General features: G+C 70.7%; 17 protein-coding genes and 1 riboswitch. Of the genes, 7 read left to right on the forward strand and 10 right to left on the reverse strand.

What is annotated here, in order from left to right; genetic code table 11:
• The 6 genes from VET29_RS07505 to VET29_RS07530 form a co-directional block, all read right to left on the reverse strand.
• A partial coding sequence (locus VET29_RS07505) for an FUSC family protein (protein ID WP_324916500.1) occupies positions 1-935 on the reverse strand: 935 nt, incomplete at its 3' end.
• Entirely contained in the window at positions 935-1,501 is a 567-nt protein-coding gene (locus tag VET29_RS07510; RefSeq protein ID WP_324916503.1) for a helix-turn-helix domain-containing protein, read from the reverse strand. The genes VET29_RS07505 and VET29_RS07510, both read right to left, overlap by 1 nt.
• Before the next feature lie 280 nt (positions 1,502-1,781).
• A complete protein-coding gene (locus VET29_RS07515; protein WP_324916508.1) occupies positions 1,782-3,245 on the reverse strand; it encodes an FAD-dependent monooxygenase in 1,464 nt (487 codons plus the stop codon).
• 145 nt (positions 3,246-3,390) lie between these two features.
• A complete protein-coding gene (locus VET29_RS07520) occupies positions 3,391-4,395 on the reverse strand; it encodes an amidohydrolase family protein (protein WP_324916511.1) in 1,005 nt (334 codons plus the stop codon).
• A gap of 38 nt (positions 4,396-4,433) precedes the next feature.
• Positions 4,434-5,402 carry a VOC family protein gene (locus tag VET29_RS07525; RefSeq protein WP_324916514.1) on the reverse strand — a complete coding sequence of 323 codons (969 nt, stop codon included), beginning with the start codon at positions 5,400-5,402 and terminating at the stop codon, positions 4,434-4,436.
• Positions 5,399-6,496, reverse strand: a complete 1,098-nt coding sequence (locus VET29_RS07530) for a PrpF domain-containing protein (protein ID WP_324916517.1) — start codon at positions 6,494-6,496, stop codon at positions 5,399-5,401. Before VET29_RS07530 ends, VET29_RS07525 begins: the two co-directional genes overlap by 4 nt.
• Before the next feature lie 163 nt (positions 6,497-6,659).
• On the opposite strand from VET29_RS07530, the gene VET29_RS07535 reads away from it, so the two are divergent.
• The 4 genes from VET29_RS07535 to VET29_RS07550 all read left to right on the forward strand — a co-directional run bounded on the left by VET29_RS07535 (position 6,660) and on the right by VET29_RS07550 (position 8,716).
• Entirely contained in the window at positions 6,660-7,019 is a 360-nt protein-coding gene (locus VET29_RS07535) for a hypothetical protein (protein ID WP_324916520.1), read from the forward strand.
• 65 nt (positions 7,020-7,084) lie between these two features.
• Complete coding sequence (locus VET29_RS07540) at positions 7,085-7,249, forward strand: hypothetical protein (protein WP_324916523.1); 165 nt, start codon at positions 7,085-7,087, stop codon at positions 7,247-7,249.
• Between the two features lie 266 nt (positions 7,250-7,515).
• Positions 7,516-7,671 (forward strand): hypothetical protein, encoded by a 156-nt coding sequence (locus VET29_RS07545; protein WP_324916526.1) that lies wholly within the window; start codon positions 7,516-7,518, stop codon positions 7,669-7,671.
• Between the two features lie 79 nt (positions 7,672-7,750).
• Positions 7,751-8,716: a DUF3500 domain-containing protein gene (locus VET29_RS07550; RefSeq protein WP_324916529.1), complete on the forward strand. Its 966-nt coding sequence runs from the start codon at positions 7,751-7,753 to the stop codon at positions 8,714-8,716.
• Positions 8,717-8,718: 2 nt separating this feature from the next.
• Here the strand turns inward: VET29_RS07550 and VET29_RS07555 are convergent, their stop codons facing one another.
• Together VET29_RS07555 and VET29_RS07560 are read right to left on the reverse strand one after the other, a co-directional pair.
• Positions 8,719-9,267: a DoxX family protein gene (locus VET29_RS07555; protein ID WP_324916532.1), complete on the reverse strand. Its 549-nt coding sequence runs from the start codon at positions 9,265-9,267 to the stop codon at positions 8,719-8,721.
• 106 nt (positions 9,268-9,373) lie between these two features.
• On the reverse strand, positions 9,374-10,609 hold the full coding sequence (locus VET29_RS07560; RefSeq protein ID WP_324916535.1) for a cyclopropane-fatty-acyl-phospholipid synthase family protein: 1,236 nt from the start codon (positions 10,607-10,609) through the stop codon (positions 9,374-9,376).
• A gap of 467 nt (positions 10,610-11,076) precedes the next feature.
• On the opposite strand from VET29_RS07560, the gene VET29_RS07565 reads away from it, so the two are divergent.
• Positions 11,077-12,963 carry a CASTOR/POLLUX-related putative ion channel gene (locus VET29_RS07565; RefSeq protein ID WP_324916538.1) on the forward strand — a complete coding sequence of 629 codons (1,887 nt, stop codon included), beginning with the start codon at positions 11,077-11,079 and terminating at the stop codon, positions 12,961-12,963.
• A gap of 6 nt (positions 12,964-12,969) precedes the next feature.
• Here the strand turns inward: VET29_RS07565 and VET29_RS07570 are convergent, their stop codons facing one another.
• Positions 12,970-14,628 carry an NPCBM/NEW2 domain-containing protein gene (locus VET29_RS07570; RefSeq protein WP_414636455.1) on the reverse strand — a complete coding sequence of 553 codons (1,659 nt, stop codon included), beginning with the start codon at positions 14,626-14,628 and terminating at the stop codon, positions 12,970-12,972.
• Between the two features lie 191 nt (positions 14,629-14,819).
• Positions 14,820-15,057, forward strand: a riboswitch (cobalamin riboswitch).
• 88 nt (positions 15,058-15,145) lie between these two features.
• On the opposite strand from VET29_RS07570, the gene VET29_RS07575 reads away from it, so the two are divergent.
• Complete coding sequence (locus VET29_RS07575; protein ID WP_324916541.1) at positions 15,146-17,506, forward strand: ribonucleoside-diphosphate reductase subunit alpha; 2,361 nt, start codon at positions 15,146-15,148, stop codon at positions 17,504-17,506.
• Positions 17,497-18,510, forward strand: a complete 1,014-nt coding sequence (locus tag VET29_RS07580; RefSeq protein ID WP_324916544.1) for a ribonucleotide-diphosphate reductase subunit beta — start codon at positions 17,497-17,499, stop codon at positions 18,508-18,510. Before VET29_RS07575 ends, VET29_RS07580 begins: the two co-directional genes overlap by 10 nt.
• A 57-nt stretch (positions 18,511-18,567) precedes the next feature.
• On the opposite strand, the gene VET29_RS07585 is transcribed toward VET29_RS07580, so the two are convergent.
• Positions 18,568-18,933 (reverse strand): nuclear transport factor 2 family protein, encoded by a 366-nt coding sequence (locus tag VET29_RS07585; protein WP_324916547.1) that lies wholly within the window; start codon positions 18,931-18,933, stop codon positions 18,568-18,570.
• Positions 18,934-19,022 lie beyond the last annotated feature (89 nt).

The following is a 19,022-nucleotide window of genomic DNA, read 5'->3' on the forward strand; positions in this document are numbered from 1 at the left end:
TGCCGCACCAGCTCGGTCAGGTATCCGGCGAGCCGATCGCGGTCGTCGAACGAAGACACGGCGTCGGCGGCCACCTCCAGCAGGTCCGCCAGCACGGTCCGCTGCTCCAGGGGGTACACGCCGCCCGCCTCCTCCTCGGGCACCCAGTAGGTGCGGTCGAGCAGCGCCCGGCACACCTCCCGCAGCGACATCTGGCACCGTTCCAGGCCGGTCAGCCCGATCCGCAGCCGCGGCTGCTCCCGCCTGGTCTGCCCGGCCCTCGGGTTCAGCCGCGCGCCCTCCTCCGCCCGTACCAGCACCCGGTCCGCGCGCTCGACCTCGGCGTTCATCCCCCGTGCCGCCGTCAGCCAGCGGTCCGCCTCGGCACGCGACCAGCCGCTGCGCAGCGTCGCCGCCAGCTCGCGGCTGAACTCGGCGATCCGGTCGGCCAGCTCCCGCACCGCCTCGCCCGCCGGCCGCAGGTACAGGGGCGGCGCGATCAGCAGGTTGACCACCACCGCGACCGCCGCCCCGATCAGCGTCTCGTACACCCGGCTGTCGGCGACGTCCCCGTCACCGCCGACCGCCAGCACCAGCATCGCGCTGATCGGGACCTCCAGCAGCTGCGGACCCAGCCGCAGGAGCCTGCCGAGCACCAGCGACAGGGCCACGACCGCGCCCAGGCTCCACCAGCTCAGTCCGACCAGCTCCGCCACCCCGACCGCGACCAGCACCCCGGCCAGGACGCTCGCCACCCGCTGCACGCTGTGCCGGACCGTGTCGTACATCGTCACCTGGATGACGAGCAGTGCTGTCAGCGGCGCGAGGACCGGCTTGTCGCTGGTGCCGATCGCCTCGGCGACCAGGTAGGACAGCATCGCCGCCAGGGTCGTCTTGGCGGTGCGCAGGCCGGGAGCCCGCCGCTCGCGGATCAGCCGTGCCAGCCGCGCCCGCATCACTGCCCCGAGGTGACGGCCCGCAGCTCGGCGAACGACGCCCTGACCACCTGGGGCAGGTCGTTCCCGACCGGATCCTTGATCCAGGTCTCGAAGGCGACGCGGAAGACAGCCATGCCGGCCTCGGCGGTCAGCCGCGCGGCCGGGTCGGGGACCCCGCGGCCACGCAACGCGTCGGTGAGCCCGGCGGCGAGGAAGGACAGCTTGGCCAGCTCGCGCTCGCGCAGTTCGGGGTTCGCCTCGACGACCGCCTGCCGCTGGGCGACGAGCTCACGGCGCTCCTGCATGTGGCCCCCGGCGGCGGCCACGGCCTCGGCGACCGCCTCGATCGGCGGCACAGCCGGGGGCGCATCGGTGACGGCGCCCACGATGAAGTCGTGGAGCATCTGCGAACCGCTGAACAGCACCTCGCGCTTGTCGGCGAAGTGCCGGAAGAACGTCCGCTCCGTAACGCCCGCCCGCTTGGCGATCTCCGCGGCCGTGGTCTGGTCGAACCCGCGCTCGGCGAACAGCTCGAGCGCCGCCTGCCCGAGCCTGCCCCGCGCGTCCGGTTCCCATCGACCCATGCCGGAGATGCTAGTTCGCGCCGCCCTCCGATGCTGACATGATCGGGCGCCGAAGCTCGTGCCACCGTGCATGGCGCCCGATCTCGGTGCGCACGAGAACGCGACTCGCTATGCCCGAACGCGGGACTCACCACGCGCGAACGCGGGACTCGCGATGCACGAACGCGGGACTCGCCGCGTGAACGGGACTCACTATGTCCGAACGCGGGACTCGCTATGCCTGAACGCGGGACTCGCTGTGTCCGAACGCGGGACTCGGTATGTCTGAACGCGGGACTCGCTATGTGCGGGTGCGGGACTCGCGATTTTGTGGGGTGGTGAGGGTTTGTAGGGCGTGGCGGGAGGCTGGGAGTGGGTCGGGGGTTTCGGTGGCCCACCAGAGGTGGCCGTCGGGGCGGAGGAGGGCCGCGGTGATCCCTGGCAGGTCGAGGGTGTCGTCGGGGGTGTCGTCGACGACGTCGATGCCCAGGGCGGCGGCGTCGTCCTTCAGCTCCTGAGCGCCGGGGGCCAGGAGGACCGCACGGCCGGAGACCAGGAGCTGGCGGGTGTCGGCCACTCGGGTGCCGGTGAGCGGGTGCGCGTCCGGGTCGGGCGGCGGGTACCGGACGGCGATGCCCGACAGCTTCTCGGCCAGCTCCCTGGCCATCGCCGGCTGGGTGCTGATCAGCTTGCCGAACAGGTCCCGCAGCGCGCGTCCTTCCGGGCTGACGGCGGTGAGCAGGGCGGTCTGGGCGAGGGTGTGCTCGACGAGGTCGACGCCTACGGGGTGGCGCTCGTCGTGGTAGGTGTCGAGCAGGCCGGGGGCCGTTCGACCACGCAGCACCGCGGCCAGCTTCCAGCCGAGGTTCATCGCGTCCTGCACGCCGACGTTCAGGCCGACACCGCCGGCGGGGAAGTGCATGTGCGCCGCGTCGCCGGCCAGGAACACCCGGCCCTTCCGGTAGGTCTCCGCGTGCCGGGTGGCGCTGCTGAACCGGCTGAGCCAGTTGGGGTCCCGCAGCCCGAAGTCCGTGCCGGCGATGCGGGTCACGCTCGCCCGGAGCTCCTCGAGGGTGACCGTGCGGCGGCCGGGCTCCTGGTCCGCGGCGTCGTACCCGGTCAGCCGGAAGAAGCCGCCCGGGACCGGGGCGACGACCAGTGCGCCGTGCTCGTTGTGCAGCGTCAGCCCCGGCGGTGGCGGTGCGTCGAGCACGACGTCGCCGAGGAAGCCGAACGCCGTGCCGTCGACCCCGGGAAAGCCGATCCCCGCGAGGCGGCGCACGGTGCTTCCCGCGCCGTCGGCGCCGACGACGTACCGCGCGGTGATCCGGCTGCCGTCGGCCAGCTCGGCGGTGAGCGACTCGTCGTCATCGTGCAGGGCCGTCACCTCGCGGCCACGCAGGATCCGCGCGCCGAGCGCGACGGCACGCCGTTCGAGGATCTCCTCGGTGCGCGACTGCGGGAACGCGAGGATGAACGGGTAGGGAGTGGCGAGGCCGGTGTAGTCCGGCTTCTGGGGCAGCATGCCGAAGTGCCAGGCAGGCACCTTGATGCCGTTGTCGAGGAACTCGTCCACGACGCCGCGGGCGGCGAACACCTCGAGCGTCCTGGCGTGGATGCCGAGGGCCTTCGAATGCGGACTCCGCTCGGCCAACCGTTCGACGAGGACGGTACGGACCCCGGCGAGCCCCAGTTCACCAGCCAACCACAACCCGACCGGACCCCCACCGACAACCAGGACCTCACCGGAGAACACGTCATTCACGAGCGGCACACCTCACTGCGATTTCGCCTACCTCCCAGACCCTAATGGCGCCGGTACCAGGCGAAACGCTCGTGCCCGAACTGCCAGAGCTTGATGGCCGACCGCGCATCGCCCCGCACAGGACGAGCGTGGTCCGCGGGATTGGTCAGGGACGTGCGGTGAGGCGGGGGTAGACGCGGCGGGCGTTGTCCTCGAACACCTTGCGCCGGTCCCGCGCGCCGAGCGACAGGGCTTCGACATAGCGGCGCGTGTCGTCGAAGTGGTGGCCCGTCTGCGGATCGATGCCGCGCACCGCGCCGATCATCTCCGAGCCGAACAGGATGTTGTCGATGTCGATCACGTCGAACAGCAGGTTGACGCCGGGCTGGTGGTACACGCAGGTGTCGAAGAAGACGTTGTGCATCAACGAATCCGCGAGCGGCGGCCGGTCGAGCATGTCGGTGAGCCCGCGGAACCGGCCCCAGTGGTACGGCACCGCTCCCCCGCCGTGCGGGATCACCAGGCGCAGGCCTGGGAGGTCCGTGAACAGGTCCGCCTGCAGGAGCTGCATGAACGCGGTGGTGTCGGCGTTGAGGTAGTGCGAGCCGGTCGCGTGGAAGTTCGGGTTGGTGACCGCGGAGACGTGCACCATGGCCGGGACGTCCAGCTCGACCATGGCCTCGTAGATCGGGTACCAGTAGCGGTCGGTCAACGGCGGGGAGGTCCAGTGCCCGCCGCTCGGGTCGGGGTTGAGGTTGCAGCCGACGAACCCCAGCTCCTCGACACAGCGCCGCAGCTCGCCGACCGAGCCCTCGATCGGCACGCCGGCCGACTGCGGCAGCTGGCAGACGCCGGCGAAGTCGTCCGGGAACAGGGACACGACCCGGGCGATGAGATCGTTGCAGGCGTGGGCCCAGGCGGTGCTGGTGGTCTCGTCGCCGAGATGGTGGCCCATGGCGGACGCGCGGGGCGAGAAGATCGTGAGGTCGACGCCGCGTTCCCGCATCAGCCGCAGCTGACCGTCCTCGATGGACGACCGGATCTCGTCGTCGGACACCGCGGGGTACGGCGGTGGCCGATGTCCCGACTCGTACGCCGCGATCTGGGCGGCCCGCCAGTCCGTGTGGGCGGCCGGCGCGGTCGTGTAGTGACCGTGGCAGTCGATGATCACGCTCGCTCCTCCTCGACCATCCGTGCTCCGCAAGCCATTCAGTCCACGATCGGCGTGCCGTGCGTGTGGAACGACTCGATCGTCCTGAGGCCCCATGCCTGGCCCTTGGCGCGTTCCTCGCGGGTCCAGCTGATCGTCTTCCAGTCGGGCGCGAGGATGAGCCGGGCGCCGGCGTTGCACAGCTCGATCCGGTTGCCGCCGGGCTCCCACACGTACAGGAAGAACGTCTGCTGGATGGCGTGCTTGTGCGGCCCCGTCTCGATGTGCACCCCCGCGTCGAGGCAGACGTCCGCCGCGCGCAGGATCTCCTCGCGGGTGTCGGTGGCGAACGCGACGTGGTGCAGCCGACCCCGGTGCCCGGTCCAGTCCTCCGTGTACACGAGGTCGTAGGTCTTGTTGCCCAGTGAGTACCAGATCGCCTGCGGGCTGCCGTCGTCGGCGACGATCTGCTCCGTGCACCGCGCGCCGAGCACGTCACGCAGGAACGCCGCGGTCTCGGGGACGTCCGCGGTCAGGTAGTTGACGTGGTCGAGGCGGCGCAGATTCGCGCCCCGGCCGGGGTAGCGCGCGGCCTGGTTCTTCAGCGCGGGGCGGTCGGTGTCGTCGGCCCGGTACCACTCGACGTCCCAGTACAGGCCCAGCTCGTGCCCGTCGGGGTCGGTGAAGAGGTGGACCTCGCCGAGACCGCGCGCGTCGGCGACGACCTTACGGTCGATGCCGGCCGCGTCGACCGCGGCCGTGATCCGGTCGACGGCCCGCGGGCTGGCGGCCCGCAGGTACGTGCGGCCGATGCCGGCCGTGTCGCGCTGGATGAGCCGCACGGTCCACGACTGGTAGTCGTCCCAGGTGTGCACGTACACGGAGTCCTCGGTGCGGTGCACCTCGCGCAGCCCCATCTGGTCGACGAAGAAGTCGCGGGAGGCGTCCAGCACGGGGGTGTACAGCTCGACCGGACCGACGTGGGCGATGTCCCTGCGCCCGTCGGGATCGTGCGAGAGCTGGGTCATTCGGTTGCCTTTCCACCGCGGGGCCAGACGAGGCCGTCGAACAGCTTGCGGGCCGTGCGCACGACCGTGCTGCGGCGCACGCGGGTCGCCGGGCCCGCGGGATCGAGGTCGACGGCGACGTCGAACGTGCCGGTCGGGTGTTCGAGATGGACGTCGGCCGCGACCGGCACGCCCGGGTACGCGACCGTGTCCGGGGTGCGGACGGCGACCGCGACGGACACGGCGCCGAGGACGCCGATCGCGTCGTGCACGCGGTGCGGGATGAACGTCCGGGTGCTGACGGTGCCGCCGCGCCGCGCCGCGGACACGATGGTGACCTTCGGGACGGTCGTGTCCCGCACGTCGCCGAACCCCATCGCCTCGCCCGCCGCCAGGCGGACGTTCTCCACCGTGGCACGCAAAGCCCGGTCGGCTTCGAGGTCCTCCTGCGACTCGGTGCCCTCGATGCCGAGGTCGGCGGCACGCAGGACCACGACCGGCATGCCGGCGTCGACACAGGTCGCCGGCAGCCCGGCGAACGCGTCGACGAGCCGGCCGGTGGGGAAGACCGGGTCGTCGCGGCCGGGAAAGGCGAGGTGGACGGGCGCCGCGGGGAACGGGGTGCCGGCCATGACGGTGTCGCCGTCGTACCGCACCCGTCCGCCGGGGGTGCGCACCCGGGCCTCGACGAGGCTGATCGCCGGGTTCACGATCCGGATGCGCACGCTGGTGGTGTCACCGGCGACCGCGACCAGGCCGCGCTCGATGGCGAACGGCCCCACGCCGGCGAGCAGGTTGCCGCAGGTCTGCGCGTCGGTGACCACGGCCCGGTCCGGGACCACCTGTAGGAACAGGTAGTCGACGTCGGCTTCGGTGGACGGGGCGAGCACGGCGACCTTGCTGGTGAGCGGGTGCGCGCCGCCGATGCCGTCGATCTGCCGCTCGTCGGGGGAACCCATGATCCGCAGGAGCAGGTCGTCGCGCTCGCGCGGGTCGGCGGGCAGGTCCTCGCGCAGGAAGTAGGCGCCCTTCGAGCTGCCGCCACGCATCTGCATGCACCGGATGCCGTCGGTCACGTGCCACCGCCCTCCGGGCCCACGTGGTGCGGCCGCCATGCGTTCCCTCCTCGACGTCACGGTCGGTACCAGATGTACGCGTCCACAACTTCGTGGTCAAGATTGACTTCATAATTGTTGACAATCTCGGTATCGTGTGCCGTGACCTGCCGGTCAAGGTAGCCTCGGTGGCTCAGGTCGACTCCTGGAAAGGGTGGCGCGGGTGCGGGCGACGGCGGGTCGTGGGCGGGTTTTGCTCGTCCTGCTGCTCGCGTTGCTCGGGATGGCGAGTGCCACCGCGCCCGCCCAGGCGGACGCCGCCGAAGGCCGTCCCGCGGTCCTCGGCGTGCTGGCGCCCGGCACGCCGGCGACCCACCACGACCTGCGGGACTGGCTTCCGACGGCCGGGCGGCACGTGCTGTCGACGCCGCTGCCGGACAGCTGGTGGGCCGTCTGCGCCCAGGCGACCGGCGCCTCGGACCTCCCCGACCCCGCACTCGCCGGTGACACGAACGGCTCGGCCGTCGCCCTCGGGCTGTCCGCCACGCCGTCCACCCGCGCTCCCCCGGCTCGCGTGAGCTGATCCACCTCCCGACAACGACCGCCTGGCCGGCGGCCGTTGTGTCACGCGTTCCGGAAGGCCGAAACATGTCGATAGTCGTACTGGTGCTGACGCTTGCCTCCCTCGCGGCGACCGTCGGCCTGCTCGTCGCGATGTACACGAAGGACAAGCCGATCTACGGCGCGGCGGCGATGGGCGTACTGCTCGGACCCGGCACCATCCTGGCGTTCACCTACGTGGCGCTGGCCTGACCAACCCGCACCGGCCGGTTCGCCTCGGCGAGCCGGCCGGTGTCGGGCGGTTTCGTCAGCCGTTCGGCCAGGAACCGCGGGCGGCGTTACCTTGCCGTCATCCGCGGCCCGCGCGGCGACTATGATGGCCCAAATCTCCTCGGGCGGGGACTCGAGACCAGCACGGATGAATAGGCGGCAGGACGATCGCGGGGCAGTACGGAAATTCGACGGGTCAGCGGCAGCAGTACTTCGGGCGGGTCGACCCGTTCTGTCTGTTCGCCGTGGTGCCGCTGCTGATTCTCGCCGGCCTCTTCATGTGGGGCGGCATCGCGATTCTCGGCATCGTCCTGATCATCCTCGCGGGCCTGGTCGTCTTGTTCGACTCCTGGACCAACCGGCCGATCAAGAAGTCCGCACCGCAGGGCCGCGACGGCCGCTGACCCGCGCTCGGGACCGCCCTGCTCACCCTGCCCTTTCTGCTCGGGTGACGCGGCGCACATCTGCGTAGAGTGCCTGCTTGTGACACTGGCTCAGCGGATGACCGACGCGGCCCTGGCCTGGCTCGACGGCCTCGACGACGCCCAGCGCGCGGTCGCGGGGCTTCCGTGGGCGTCCGACACCGAACGGCACCGCTGGAACTACACCCCGGTCGACCACGGCGGCCTGCCGCTGGGCGACCTGCGGCCCGGCCAGCAGAGCCACGCCATGCGCCTGGTCGCCACCGGCCTGTCCCACGCCGGTTACGTGACCGTCTCGACGATCATGGGGCTGGAGCACGTGCTCGACAAGGTGGACGGCTGGCCGCTCGAGCGGAGCGGGCGGGCGCGGCGCCGCGATCCCCAGCTGTACTGGCTACGCGTCTTCGGCGAGCCGAGCACGGCCGGGCCGTGGTCGTGGCGGTTCGGCGGTCACCACGTGTCGCTGCAGTACCTGGTAGTCGGCGGGGAGGTGGCGGCCAGCACCCCCGGTTTCCTCGGCGCCGACCCCGCCGCGTCGCCGCTGCTCGGGGGACACCTGCTGCGTCCGCTCGCCGCCGCGGAGGATCTCGCCCGCGGCCTGGTCCGCTCCCTCGACGATCCCCGGGCGATCCTGTCGGCCGTCGCTCCCCCGGACATTCTGAGTGGCAACCGGCCGCGGGTCGGGGTCATGGCCACCGAGGGTGTGCCGGCCGCGGACATGAGCGCTGACCAGCAGGAACAGCTGCGCGCCCTGCTGGCGGTCTATGTCGGCCGGCTCCCCGAGGAGCTCGCCGAGCGGGAGGCCGCGAAGTTCACCGGCGACCGGCTCGGCGAGATCCACTTCGCCTGGGCAGGCGGGACCGAGCCGGGGCAGCCCCACTACTACCGCCTGCAGGGACCCCGCCTACTGGCCGAGTACGACAACACCCAGCGCGACGTCAACCACATCCACACCGTCTGGCGCGACCCGGACAACGACTTCGGCGACGACGTGCTCGCCCGGCACGTGGCGGAGTTCCACCCCTAGGGTCAGGGCAGCAGGGCGGCCGACTTCTTCTTCAACGACTTCGCCGTCTCCTGGGCCGAGCTGGTCGCGTCCTCGACCGTCTCCTGGACGGAGTCGAGCAGTGCGCCGGTCGCGTGCTGCGCACGCCAGGAAAGGGACGGTTTGCCGTGGGTGTCGGCGGCCGCGAGGAGAAGACCGCCCAGGAGACCCACGTTCTTCAGGAAGTGGATCCGCTGCGCGGCGCGGTCCGCCGAGTCGTCCTGCTCCCAGAACCGGTGGCCGGCCAGCGTGGTGGGCGCGAGGCTCGCGGCCAGGACGAGCGCCGACAGGCGCGGGAGCTTGCCGAGCCCGAGTGCGATCCCGGCGCCGACCTGCGCGGCCGCGTTGACCTTCACCAGCAGTTCGGGATCCGTCGGCACCTGCTCGGGCAGATTGTCCTTCACCTGGTCGACGGCCTTGTCGATCACCGGCGCCGCCGTTTCCACCCGGGGCTTCGGGTTACGCAGCGTGTCCAGTCCACCGGACACGAACACGGCCGCGAGCATTGGGCGAGCGATCCGCCGCAAGATCATGGGTGACCTCCTGTTGGGTACATCCGTCGAGGTACCCACGCACACGTCCGCTACACGTCGTGGCGGCCTCAGCTCGGCCCGTGTCGCTCGGGTCGGCGGTGCCGGGTCAGGACTTGTCCATGCGGAACTGCCAGACGTCGAGGTAGTCGGCGCGGAAGCCGGCCTCGAAGTAGGACAGGTAGAAGACCCACATGCGGCGGAAGGTCTCGTCGAAGCCCAGTGCCGCGACGGCCTCCCAGCGCTCCAGGAACCGGTCCCGCCACGTGCTCAGCGTCCGGGCGTACGACGCTCCCAGGGCCCGCCGTTCCGTGATGCGGAGCCGGGTGTGCGAGGTGACCTGCCCCTCGATCTCGGGGATCGACAGCAGCTCCCCGCCCGGGAAGATGTACTTGTGCGGCCAGCCCTGCACGTCCCTCGTCGCGAGCATCTGGTCGTGCGGCATCGTGATCGCCTGCAGGGCGAACCGGCCGCCCGGCGCCAGCACCCGGTCGACCATCCCGAAGTACTCCGCCCAGTGCTGGTGTCCGACCGCCTCGATCATCTCCACGCTGGCCACGGCGTCATAGGTCCCGGTCTCGTGCCGGTAGTCCTGCAGCTTCACCCGCACCCGGTCCGCCACCCCGGCGTCGGCGAGCCGGCGCTCCGCCAGCTCCTTCTGCGCCGGCGAGATCGTCAGCGACGTCACCTCCGCCCCGCGCCGCGCGGCACGGAGCGCCAGCGTCCCCCAACCGGTGCCGATCTCCAGCAGCCGGGTGCCCGGCCCCACCCCGGCCAGGTCGAGGATCGCGTCGACCTTGCGGAGCTGCGCCTCGCCCAGCGAGTCCTCGTCCGCGGCGAACCACGCGCTGGAGTAGGTCATCGACTCGTCCAGGAAGAGTGCGAACAGCTCGTTCGACAGGTCGTAGTGCCGTTCGATGTTCTGCCGCGCGCCGTCGACCGTGTTGCGCTCGCGGGCCGGCTTGCGTGGCCGCGCGAACCGCCGGAGCGCCCGCAGCGGCCGCGGCACCAGGCCGTCCATCCTGGCCGCGAACGGCGTCAGCACGTCGACCAGCGCGTCGGTGATCCAGTCGCCCACCATGTACGCCTCGCCGAGGCCGATCGTCCCGTCCGCGCCGAGGCGGTGGAAGAAGTTCGCCGGCTCGACGAGCCGCATCACCGGCCCACCGCCGCCGAACCGCCGCCCGTCCGGCAGCTCCACCTCGATCGGCAGCCGCCGCACGGCACGCAGGAACAGCCGACGCGCCACCGCGGCCCGAAACGGCGACCGGGGCGGGGTCGCGAGCCCCGGCCACTCCCGCTTCGCCGGGCTGGGAATAGCCGACCTGGACGAGTCCACACTCACGTCGTTCCTCCTGGGAGCAGACTGTCGATCGTCCGGTGTGTCTACCCCGGGCATCTGGCCGGAGGATTGCACACAGGCAAGCATGCGAACAACCCATCGCGCACTCACTCCACGATCGGGTCGCCGCGCACGATCGCCGCCCGGAGACGCCGCAACCAGCGGCCCGCGCGGCGCAGAGCGAGCTGAGCGCGAGGCGCGAGTCCCGCGCTCAGACATACCGAGTCCCGCGTTCACACATACCGAGTCCCGCGTTCGCACATACCGAGTTGCGGTTTCGCGCACACCGGCCGGGCCAGGACCTGCACGAACCCGCAACTCGATGTGTTTCAACGCGGGACTCGCGGTGTTTGAACGCGGGACTCGCGGTGTTTGAGGGCGGGAGTTGGGGTGTTGCGAAAGCTGGTTGGCGGTGCGGGGTCTTGTGGCACAGTCCTCTCCTACCGTTTCAGGGGATATGGGGAGGGGACGTGGCTGGAGCTGGGTTTGGTGAGCGGCTGCGGTACAGGTTCGACAACACGATGTCGAGGGGGGCGCCAGCGCTGATCGGGCTGCTCGGGGTTCTTTCCACGGTGCTCGTGGTCGTGTTCGGCATTGTCGGTTACCTGGCCAGACCGCTGCCGCAGGGCAAGGACTGGGGTATCGGCAAGTCACTGTGGATGGCACTGCTGCATGCGATGGACCCCGGCACGGTGGCTGGTGACGAGGGGTCGACGTTCTGGGTCTTCTCGATGTTCGCGGTCACGATCGGTGGCATCTTTGTCGTCGCGGCACTCGTCGGGGTGATCACCACCGGGTTGGACGCCAAGCTGGAGGACCTCCGCAAGGGGCGTTCCCGCGTCGTGGAGGAGGGGCACACCGTCCTGCTGGGTTGGTCGGAGCAGCTGTTCACGATCGTCACCGAACTGGCCGAGGCGAAGGCGAGCGAGCGCCGGCCGTGCGTCGCGGTCCTCGCGGACCGCGACAAGGTGGAGATGGAGGACGAGATCCGCGCGCGACTCGGCTCCCTCGGCAAGCTGCGGGTGGTGTGCCGGACCGGCAGCCCGACCGAACCGGCCGACCTGGACCTGGTCAACCCGCAGGAGGCGTCGGCCGTCATGGTGCTCACGCCGGAAGGCGACGACCCCGACGCCGACGTGATCAAGACGCTGCTCGCGTTGAGCAGCCGCAGGTGGGGCGAGAACCCGCCGCACATCGTGGCCGCGATCCGGCAGGCGCAGAACCTGCCGCCCGCGCGGCTGGCCGGCGGCCGGAACGCGAGCGTGGTCGACGTCGACGACCTGGGCGCCCGGCTGGTCGTCCAGTCCTCGCGGCAGTCCGGGCTGTCGGTGGTGGTGACCGACCTGCTGGACTTCGGCGGCGACGAGATCTACCTGCGGCCCGAGCCGTCGCTGACCGGCACGCCGTTCGGCGTCGCGCTCTTCGCCTACGAGACCGCGACGCTGGTCGGACTGCGCCGGCGCGGGCGGGTCGTGCTCAACCCGCGGCCGGACCTGCGCATCGAGGCCGAGGACGAGCTGATCCTGGTCGCCGGGGACGACTCGACGATCCGGCTGGCGCCCTCGCCGGTGCGTCCCGGGGCGCCGCGCGCGATCGTCCGCCCGCTGCGCCGGGCCGTCCGGCCCGAGCGGGTGCTCGTGATCGGCTGGAACGCGCGTGGCGTCAAGATCGTGAAGGAGCTGGACAACTACGTCGCGCCGGGCTCGCGGCTGCAGGTGGCGGCGGCACACCCGGACGGCGAGCCTCGGGTCAAGGCGCTGGCCGCCGAGCTGCGCAACCTGCACACCGCGTACCAGGTCTGCGAGCCGACCGACCGCAGCTCCCTGGAGACGCTCGCGATCGGCGAGTTCGACCACGTGATCGTGCTCGCCGACGACTCCGTCGAGCCGGAGAAGGCCGACTCGCAGACGCTCGTGACCCTGCTTCACCTGCGGGACATGGAGTTCCGCCGCAACGAGCGGTACTCGATCGTCAGCGAGATGAACGACGAGCGGAACCAGCGGCTCGCCCAGGTCACCAAGGCGGACGACTTCGTGGTGGGCAGCAAGCTGATCAGCCTCCTGCTGACGCAGCTCTCGGAGAACCGGCACCTGTCGGCCGTGTTCAAGCAGCTCTTCGAGGCGGAGGGGTCCGAGATCTACCTGCGCCCCGGCGAGGAGTACGTGGCGCTCGGCCAGGCGGTCGACTTCGCGACCCTGATCGAGGCGGCACGCATCCGCGGCGAGACGGCGATCGGGTACCGCCTCGCCGAGGACGCGCAGGAGGCGCCGTCATACGGCGTACGCCTCAACCCCGCGAAGTCCGCGCAGCTCACCATGTCCCGCGGCGACCGCGTGATCGTGCTCGCGGAGGACTAGCGACCACTAGCTACAGGTGACCGTGGCGTCCGCCCAGTCGGCGTGGTCGTAGCGGGGACCGTCCACTGTGGGCAGTACGGCCAGATGGACGTACTGCAGCCCGGTCACGTTGGCGGTGACGCGTTTCGCCGCGTCGGTGCCGTGGACCACGCCGCTGCTCGCCAGCATCCCGTTGCCCCACACCTCGAGCGTGACGCTGCCGTTGTCGCCGGTCTCGTCGTCGAGGCCCACCCACGCCTGGAACGACGTGCACCGGCCGCCCAGGTAGTACCGCACCTCGCTGCGGGCGTGCACACCGAGGCCGCGGGCGTAGGTGGTGCCACCGATCGTCAGCGTCCTGCCGTCACCGGCCGCCTGCTCGCCGTTGCTGCGGTCCCGTTCGACCGGGCCCCACGCGCTGGCGGACAGGCTCGCCGGCAGCGACGACACCTGCGTGGTGCCGGCCGGCGGCGTGCTGAACGTGCCCGCACGGCTGACGCGGTAGACCACGGTCGCGTGCGCGGGCACCGACGCGCTGATCGCGCCGGTGCTCGTCGTCGTCGCCTTCGACCACAGGTCCCTGAGCTGGTAGGAGGTCGCGTTGCCGAGACCGGCCGCGGCGGCCGTCGTGCCGAACGTGGCGGCCGACGCGGTCTCGTTGAACAGCGCGACCGCGACGTCGCCGTTGTCCAGCGGCTTGGTCAGCACGTGGTGGCCGCCCGAGTTCGCGATCTCGGTGGCCTGCACGCCAAGGCTGTCCTGGTTCAGGGCGATCACGTCGCGGTTGGTCAGGATGTCGAACGTGGCCTGGCCGTCGCTGCGCAGGTCCGAGCCGATCAGCAGCGGCGCGTTCATCATGGCCCACAACGAGAAGTGGCTGCGGTACTCGGTGTCGGTCATGCCGCCGTTGCCGACCTCGAGCATGTCCGGGTCGTTCCACGCGCCGCGCTGGGCGTTGACCGCGAGGCTCACGTTGGCCTTGAAGATCCCGAGCATGCTGTTCCAGTTGTCCTGGATGTCGTCGGTGGTGCGCCAGCTGTTGCCGACCGGCTGCGCCCAGTCCCACGGCGCGTTGGAACCCCACTCGCAGATGGAGAACAGGATCGGCCGGCCGGTGGCGAGCAGCGCGTCCCGCATCCGCGTGTACCGTTCCTGCGCGCTCTGGCCGAGGTGGTCGCCGCAGTTGTCGTACTTCAGGTAGTCGACGCCCCACGACGCGAAGGTGTTGGCGTCCTGCTGCTCGTGCCCGATGCCGCCGGGGAAGCCCAGGGCGTTGCAGGTCTTCGTGCCCGCGCTGGTGTAGATGCCGAACTTGAGGCCCTTGCCGTGCACGTAGTCGGCGACCGCCTTGATGCCACTGGGAAAGCGGGCGGGGTCGGGTACGAGGTTGCCGCCGCCGTCACGGTTGGGCAGCGCCCAGCAGTCGTCGATGTTGACGTAGTTGTAGCCGGCGTCCCGCAGGCCTCGCGAGACGAAGATGTCCGCGATCTGGCGGACCATCTGCTCGTTGAACTCCGCCCGGCAGTTCGTGGCGTTCCAGTTGTTGAACCCCATTGCCGGGGTGCGCGCGAGGCCGTTCTCGACGGCCGCGGCCCGCGGCGCCGTCGCGGTGGCCCCCGACCCGACCACCGTCCCTATCGCCAGCAACAGGACGAGCACGGCCCCCAACACCGTCCGACGCGTCATTGCGCCGCCTCCGTTCTCATTATCGAACAGCATTCAACGAGAATCCAACGAACATCGTTGAACTCGCACAGCCAGGTCGTCAAGCAATGTGCGGTTCTGGTGATTCCCACTCACAGTGTGAAGGTGCGGCCGGCGCCCGGTCGCGACACGCCGACACAACATGTGGGTGCTTGTCGCGATCGACCGCCCATGTATTGTGGTCGTGAGCTGGTTCGGGCGTCCACGCCATGGACGCCCGTCGCAAGAGGGAACCCGGTGCGAGTCCGGGACTGCCCCGCAGCGGTGAACGGGAACGACAGCCGTCAACGAAGCACTGGGCCCGACGGTCCGGGAAGCGACGGCCAGTAGACCACCGACACGCGGCGCGCCGACGCGCCGTGGTTCGGCATGCCCGTGAGTCCGAAGACCTGCCCGCTCCCCCACGCGCGCCGCGGGTGGGGCGTCTCCAGGCCCCGAGGGAGGGCGTGCGGACACCGCTGTCAGGTGGTGGTCGCGCGCGCCGAGAAGGAGAGTGCAGTTGACCACCATCGTGGACACCATGCGTGTCCGGAAACGTGGCGGGGACACCGAACCTGTGCACGTGGACAAGATCGTCCGTGCCGTGGAACGCTGCGCCGCCGGACTGTCCACCGTGGACCCGCTGCGGGTCGCGACCAGGACGATCAGCGGGCTCTACGACGGCGCGACCACCGTCGAGCTGGACCGCCTGTCGATCCAGACCGCCGCGGAGCTGGTCGCCGAGGAGCCCGAGTACTCGAAGCTGGCGGCCCGCCTGCTGGCCACCTTCATCGACAAGGAGGTCCGCGGCCAGGGTATCCACTCGTTCAGCCAGTCCGTCGCGCTCGGCCACGCCCAGGGCCTGATCGGCGAGGAGACCGCGGCCTTCGTCGCCACGCACGCCCGCAAGCTCGACGACGCGGTCGACCACGACGGCGACCATCGGTTCGAGTACTTCGGGCTGCGGACCGTCTACGACCGGTACCTGCTGCGGCACCCGAGCAGCAGGGCCGTCGTCGAGCGCCCGCAGTACTGGCTGCTGCGTGTCGCGTGTGGACTGTCCCACACCCCGGCCGAGGCGGTCCGCTTCTACCGGTTGATGTCCTCGCTGGCCTACCTGCCCAGCTCGCCGACGCTGTTCAACTCCGGCACCCGGCACACCCAGATGTCCTCGTGCTATCTGCTGGACTCGCCGCGCGATGAGCTGGACTCGATCTACGAGCGCTACGGCCAGATCGCCCGGCTGTCGAAGTTCGCGGGCGGCATCGGGGTGCAGTGGTCGCGAGTGCGGTCACGGGGTGCGCTGATCCGTGGCACGAACGGCCACTCCAACGGGATCGTGCCGTGGCTGCGCACACTCGACTCGTCGGTGGCCGCGGTCAACCAGGGTGGCCGGCGCAAGGGCGCGGCGTGTGTGTACCTGGAGACGTGGCACCCGGACATCGAGGAGTTCCTGGAGCTGCGCGACAACACGGGCGAGGACGCGCGCCGCACGCACAACCTCAACCTCGCCAACTGGATCCCGGACGAGTTCATGCGGCGGGTCGAGGCGGACGCGGACTGGTCGCTGTTCGACCCCGACGAGATCTCGGAGCTGCCCGACCTGTGGGGCGAGGCGTTCGACGAGGCGTACCGCGCCGCGGAGCAGGCCGGCCGGGCCGTGCGCACGGTCAGGGCCCGGGACCTGTACGCCAGGATGATGCGCACGCTCGCCCAGACCGGCAACGGCTGGATGACGTTCAAGGACACCGCGAACCGGACCTGCAACCAGACCGCGGACGCCGGCAACGTCGTGCACCTGTCCAATCTGTGCACGGAGATCCTCGAGGTCACGAACGACGACGAGACCGCGGTGTGCAACCTCGGCTCGGTCAACCTCGGCGCGCACGTGGTGGACGGCGCGATCGACTGGAACCGGTTGCGGGAGACCGTCCGCGTCGCGGTGACCTTCCTCGACCGGGTGATCGACATCAACTACTACCCCACCGAGCAGGCCGGCCGCAGCAACCCGCGGTGGCGCCCGGTCGGCCTGGGGGTGATGGGCCTGCAGGACGTGTTCTTCAAACTGCGCCTGGCATTCGACGGCGAGGAGGCGCGGGAGCTGTCGACACGGCTGGCCGAGGACGTCTACCTGACCGCGCTGGAGACGTCGGCGGACCTCGCCGCCGCGGCGGGCGCGCATCCCGCGTACGCGGAAACCCGTGCGGCGCGGGGACAGCTGCAGCCGGACCTGTGGGGCGTGGCGCCGACGCGGACCGACCGGTGGGACGCGCTGCGTGCGAAGGTCGCCGAGTCCGGGCTGCGCAACTCGCTGCTGGTCGCGATCGCCCCGACGGCGACGATCGCGTCGATCGCGGGCTGTTTCGAGTGCATCGAGCCGCAGGTGTCCAACGTGTTCAAGCGGGAGACCCTGTCCGGCGAGTTCCTTCAGGTCAACGCCTATCTGGTGGCGGAGCTCAAGACGCACGGCCTGTGGACGACCGCGACCCGCGACCAGCTCAAGCGTGCCGACGGGTCGGTGCAGGGGCTGAACCTGCCGGCGGAGACCAAGCTGCTGTTCCGCACGGCGTGGGAGCTGCCGCAGCGTGCGTTGGTCGACCTCGCCGCCGCGCGTGGGCCCTACGTCGACCAGAGCCAGTCGCTGAACCTGTTCGTCGCGTCTCCCACGATCGGCAAGCTGTCCTCGATGTACCGATACGCCTGGCGGTCCGGGCTCAAGACCACGTACTACCTGCGGTCGCGCCCGGCGACCCGCATTCAGCAGGCGACCGTGCCGACAGCCGAGGCCGTCGAGCCCGTCGAGCCCGTCGGGCCCGTCGGGCCCGTCGACGCCGTCGCCTGCTCCCTGGAGAACCCCGAGTCATGTGAGGCATGCCAGTGACCGACCAGACCCTGCTCGACCCCGGGATGGACCTGACGCTCCGCCCGATGCGTTATCCGCTGTTCTACGAGCGTTTCCGCGACGCGATCAGGAACACGTGGACGGTCGAGGAGGTGGACCTGCACACCGACCTCGCCGACCTCGGCAAGCTGACCGACGCCGAACGGCACCTGGTCAACCGGCTGGTCGCGTTCTTCGCCACCGGCGACACGATCGTGGCGAACAACCTGGTGCTCAACCTGTACGAGCACGTCAACGCGCCGGAGGCTCGGCTCTACCTGTCGCGGCAGCTGTTCGAGGAGGCCGTGCACGTCCAGTTCTACCTGACGCTGCTGGACACCTACCTGCCCGACGACAGTGAGCGGGCGGCCGCGTTCGCCGCGGTGGAGAACATCCCGTCCATCCGTCACAAGGCCGAGTTCTGTTTCCGGTGGATCGACTCGATCGAGCACCTGAACCGGCTGGAGACGCGGGCGGACCGGCGCGCGTTCCTGCTGAACCTGATCTGCTTCGCCGCGTGCATCGAGGGCCTGTTCTTCTACGGCGCCTTCGCGTACGTGTACTTCCTGCGGTCGCGGGGCCTGCTGAACGGTCTGGCGTCCGGCACGAACTGGGTGTTCCGGGACGAGTCGATGCACATGACGTTCGCGTTCGACGTGGTGGACACGGTCCGCCGCGAGGAACCGGACCTGTTCGACGACGAGCTGCACGCGCAGGTCCGGCAGATGCTGCGGGAGGCGGTGGAGGCCGAGGTGCGGTTCGCGGAGGACCTGCTCACCGGTGGGGTGGCAGGCCTGACGCTGGCGGACATGCGGGAGTACCTGCAGCACGTGGCCGACCGGCGGCTCGCGGCGCTGGGGTTGGCGCCCGAGTACGGGTCGAAGAACCCGTTCACGTTCATGGAGCTGCAGGACGTGCAGGAACTGTCCAACTTCTTCGAACGCCGGGTGTCCGCTTACCAGGTCGCGGTGACCGGCACGGTCACCTTCGACGAGGACTTCTGACCGGTGGGTGCCGGGGCCCGCGGGCCCCGGCACCGTCGCCGGTCCGGTCCGACCCCGTCAGCTGGGCCGGCCGGCCCGGGCGGCGTCGAAGGGGGCGCGGTCGAAGATGAACCGGCTGTGGACGATCTTCCCGTGCCGGACGGTCACGCACTCGGCGGCGGGGGCGCTCGGCACCGGCACGGTCTCGGTGTCGTAGACGACCACGGCCGTCTCCTCGTCGCCGAACGAGGCGGTCAGGGTCGCGTTCCGCAGGATGCCCACGAACGGCGTCATGAAGTCGCGGTACGCCTCCGCGCCCTCGATGCGGCCGGCGGGTGCGTCGCAGACGACGTCCTGCGCCACGTAGGTCATGGCGCGGTCCATGTCGTGGCTGGTCCAGGCCTCGAAGTAGGCGAGTGCGATCTTCTCCGCTGGGCTGGTCATGGTCTCTCCTCGTGGTGTCGGGGGTGGTGCCACTGTTGGGACACCGGCGCCGGCGCGAACGGAACGGTGGTCGCCGGGCTGGTTTCGCC

It is taken from the genome of Actinophytocola sp. (assembly GCF_035634895.1).
GTDB lineage: Bacteria > Actinomycetota > Actinomycetes > Mycobacteriales > Pseudonocardiaceae > Actinophytocola.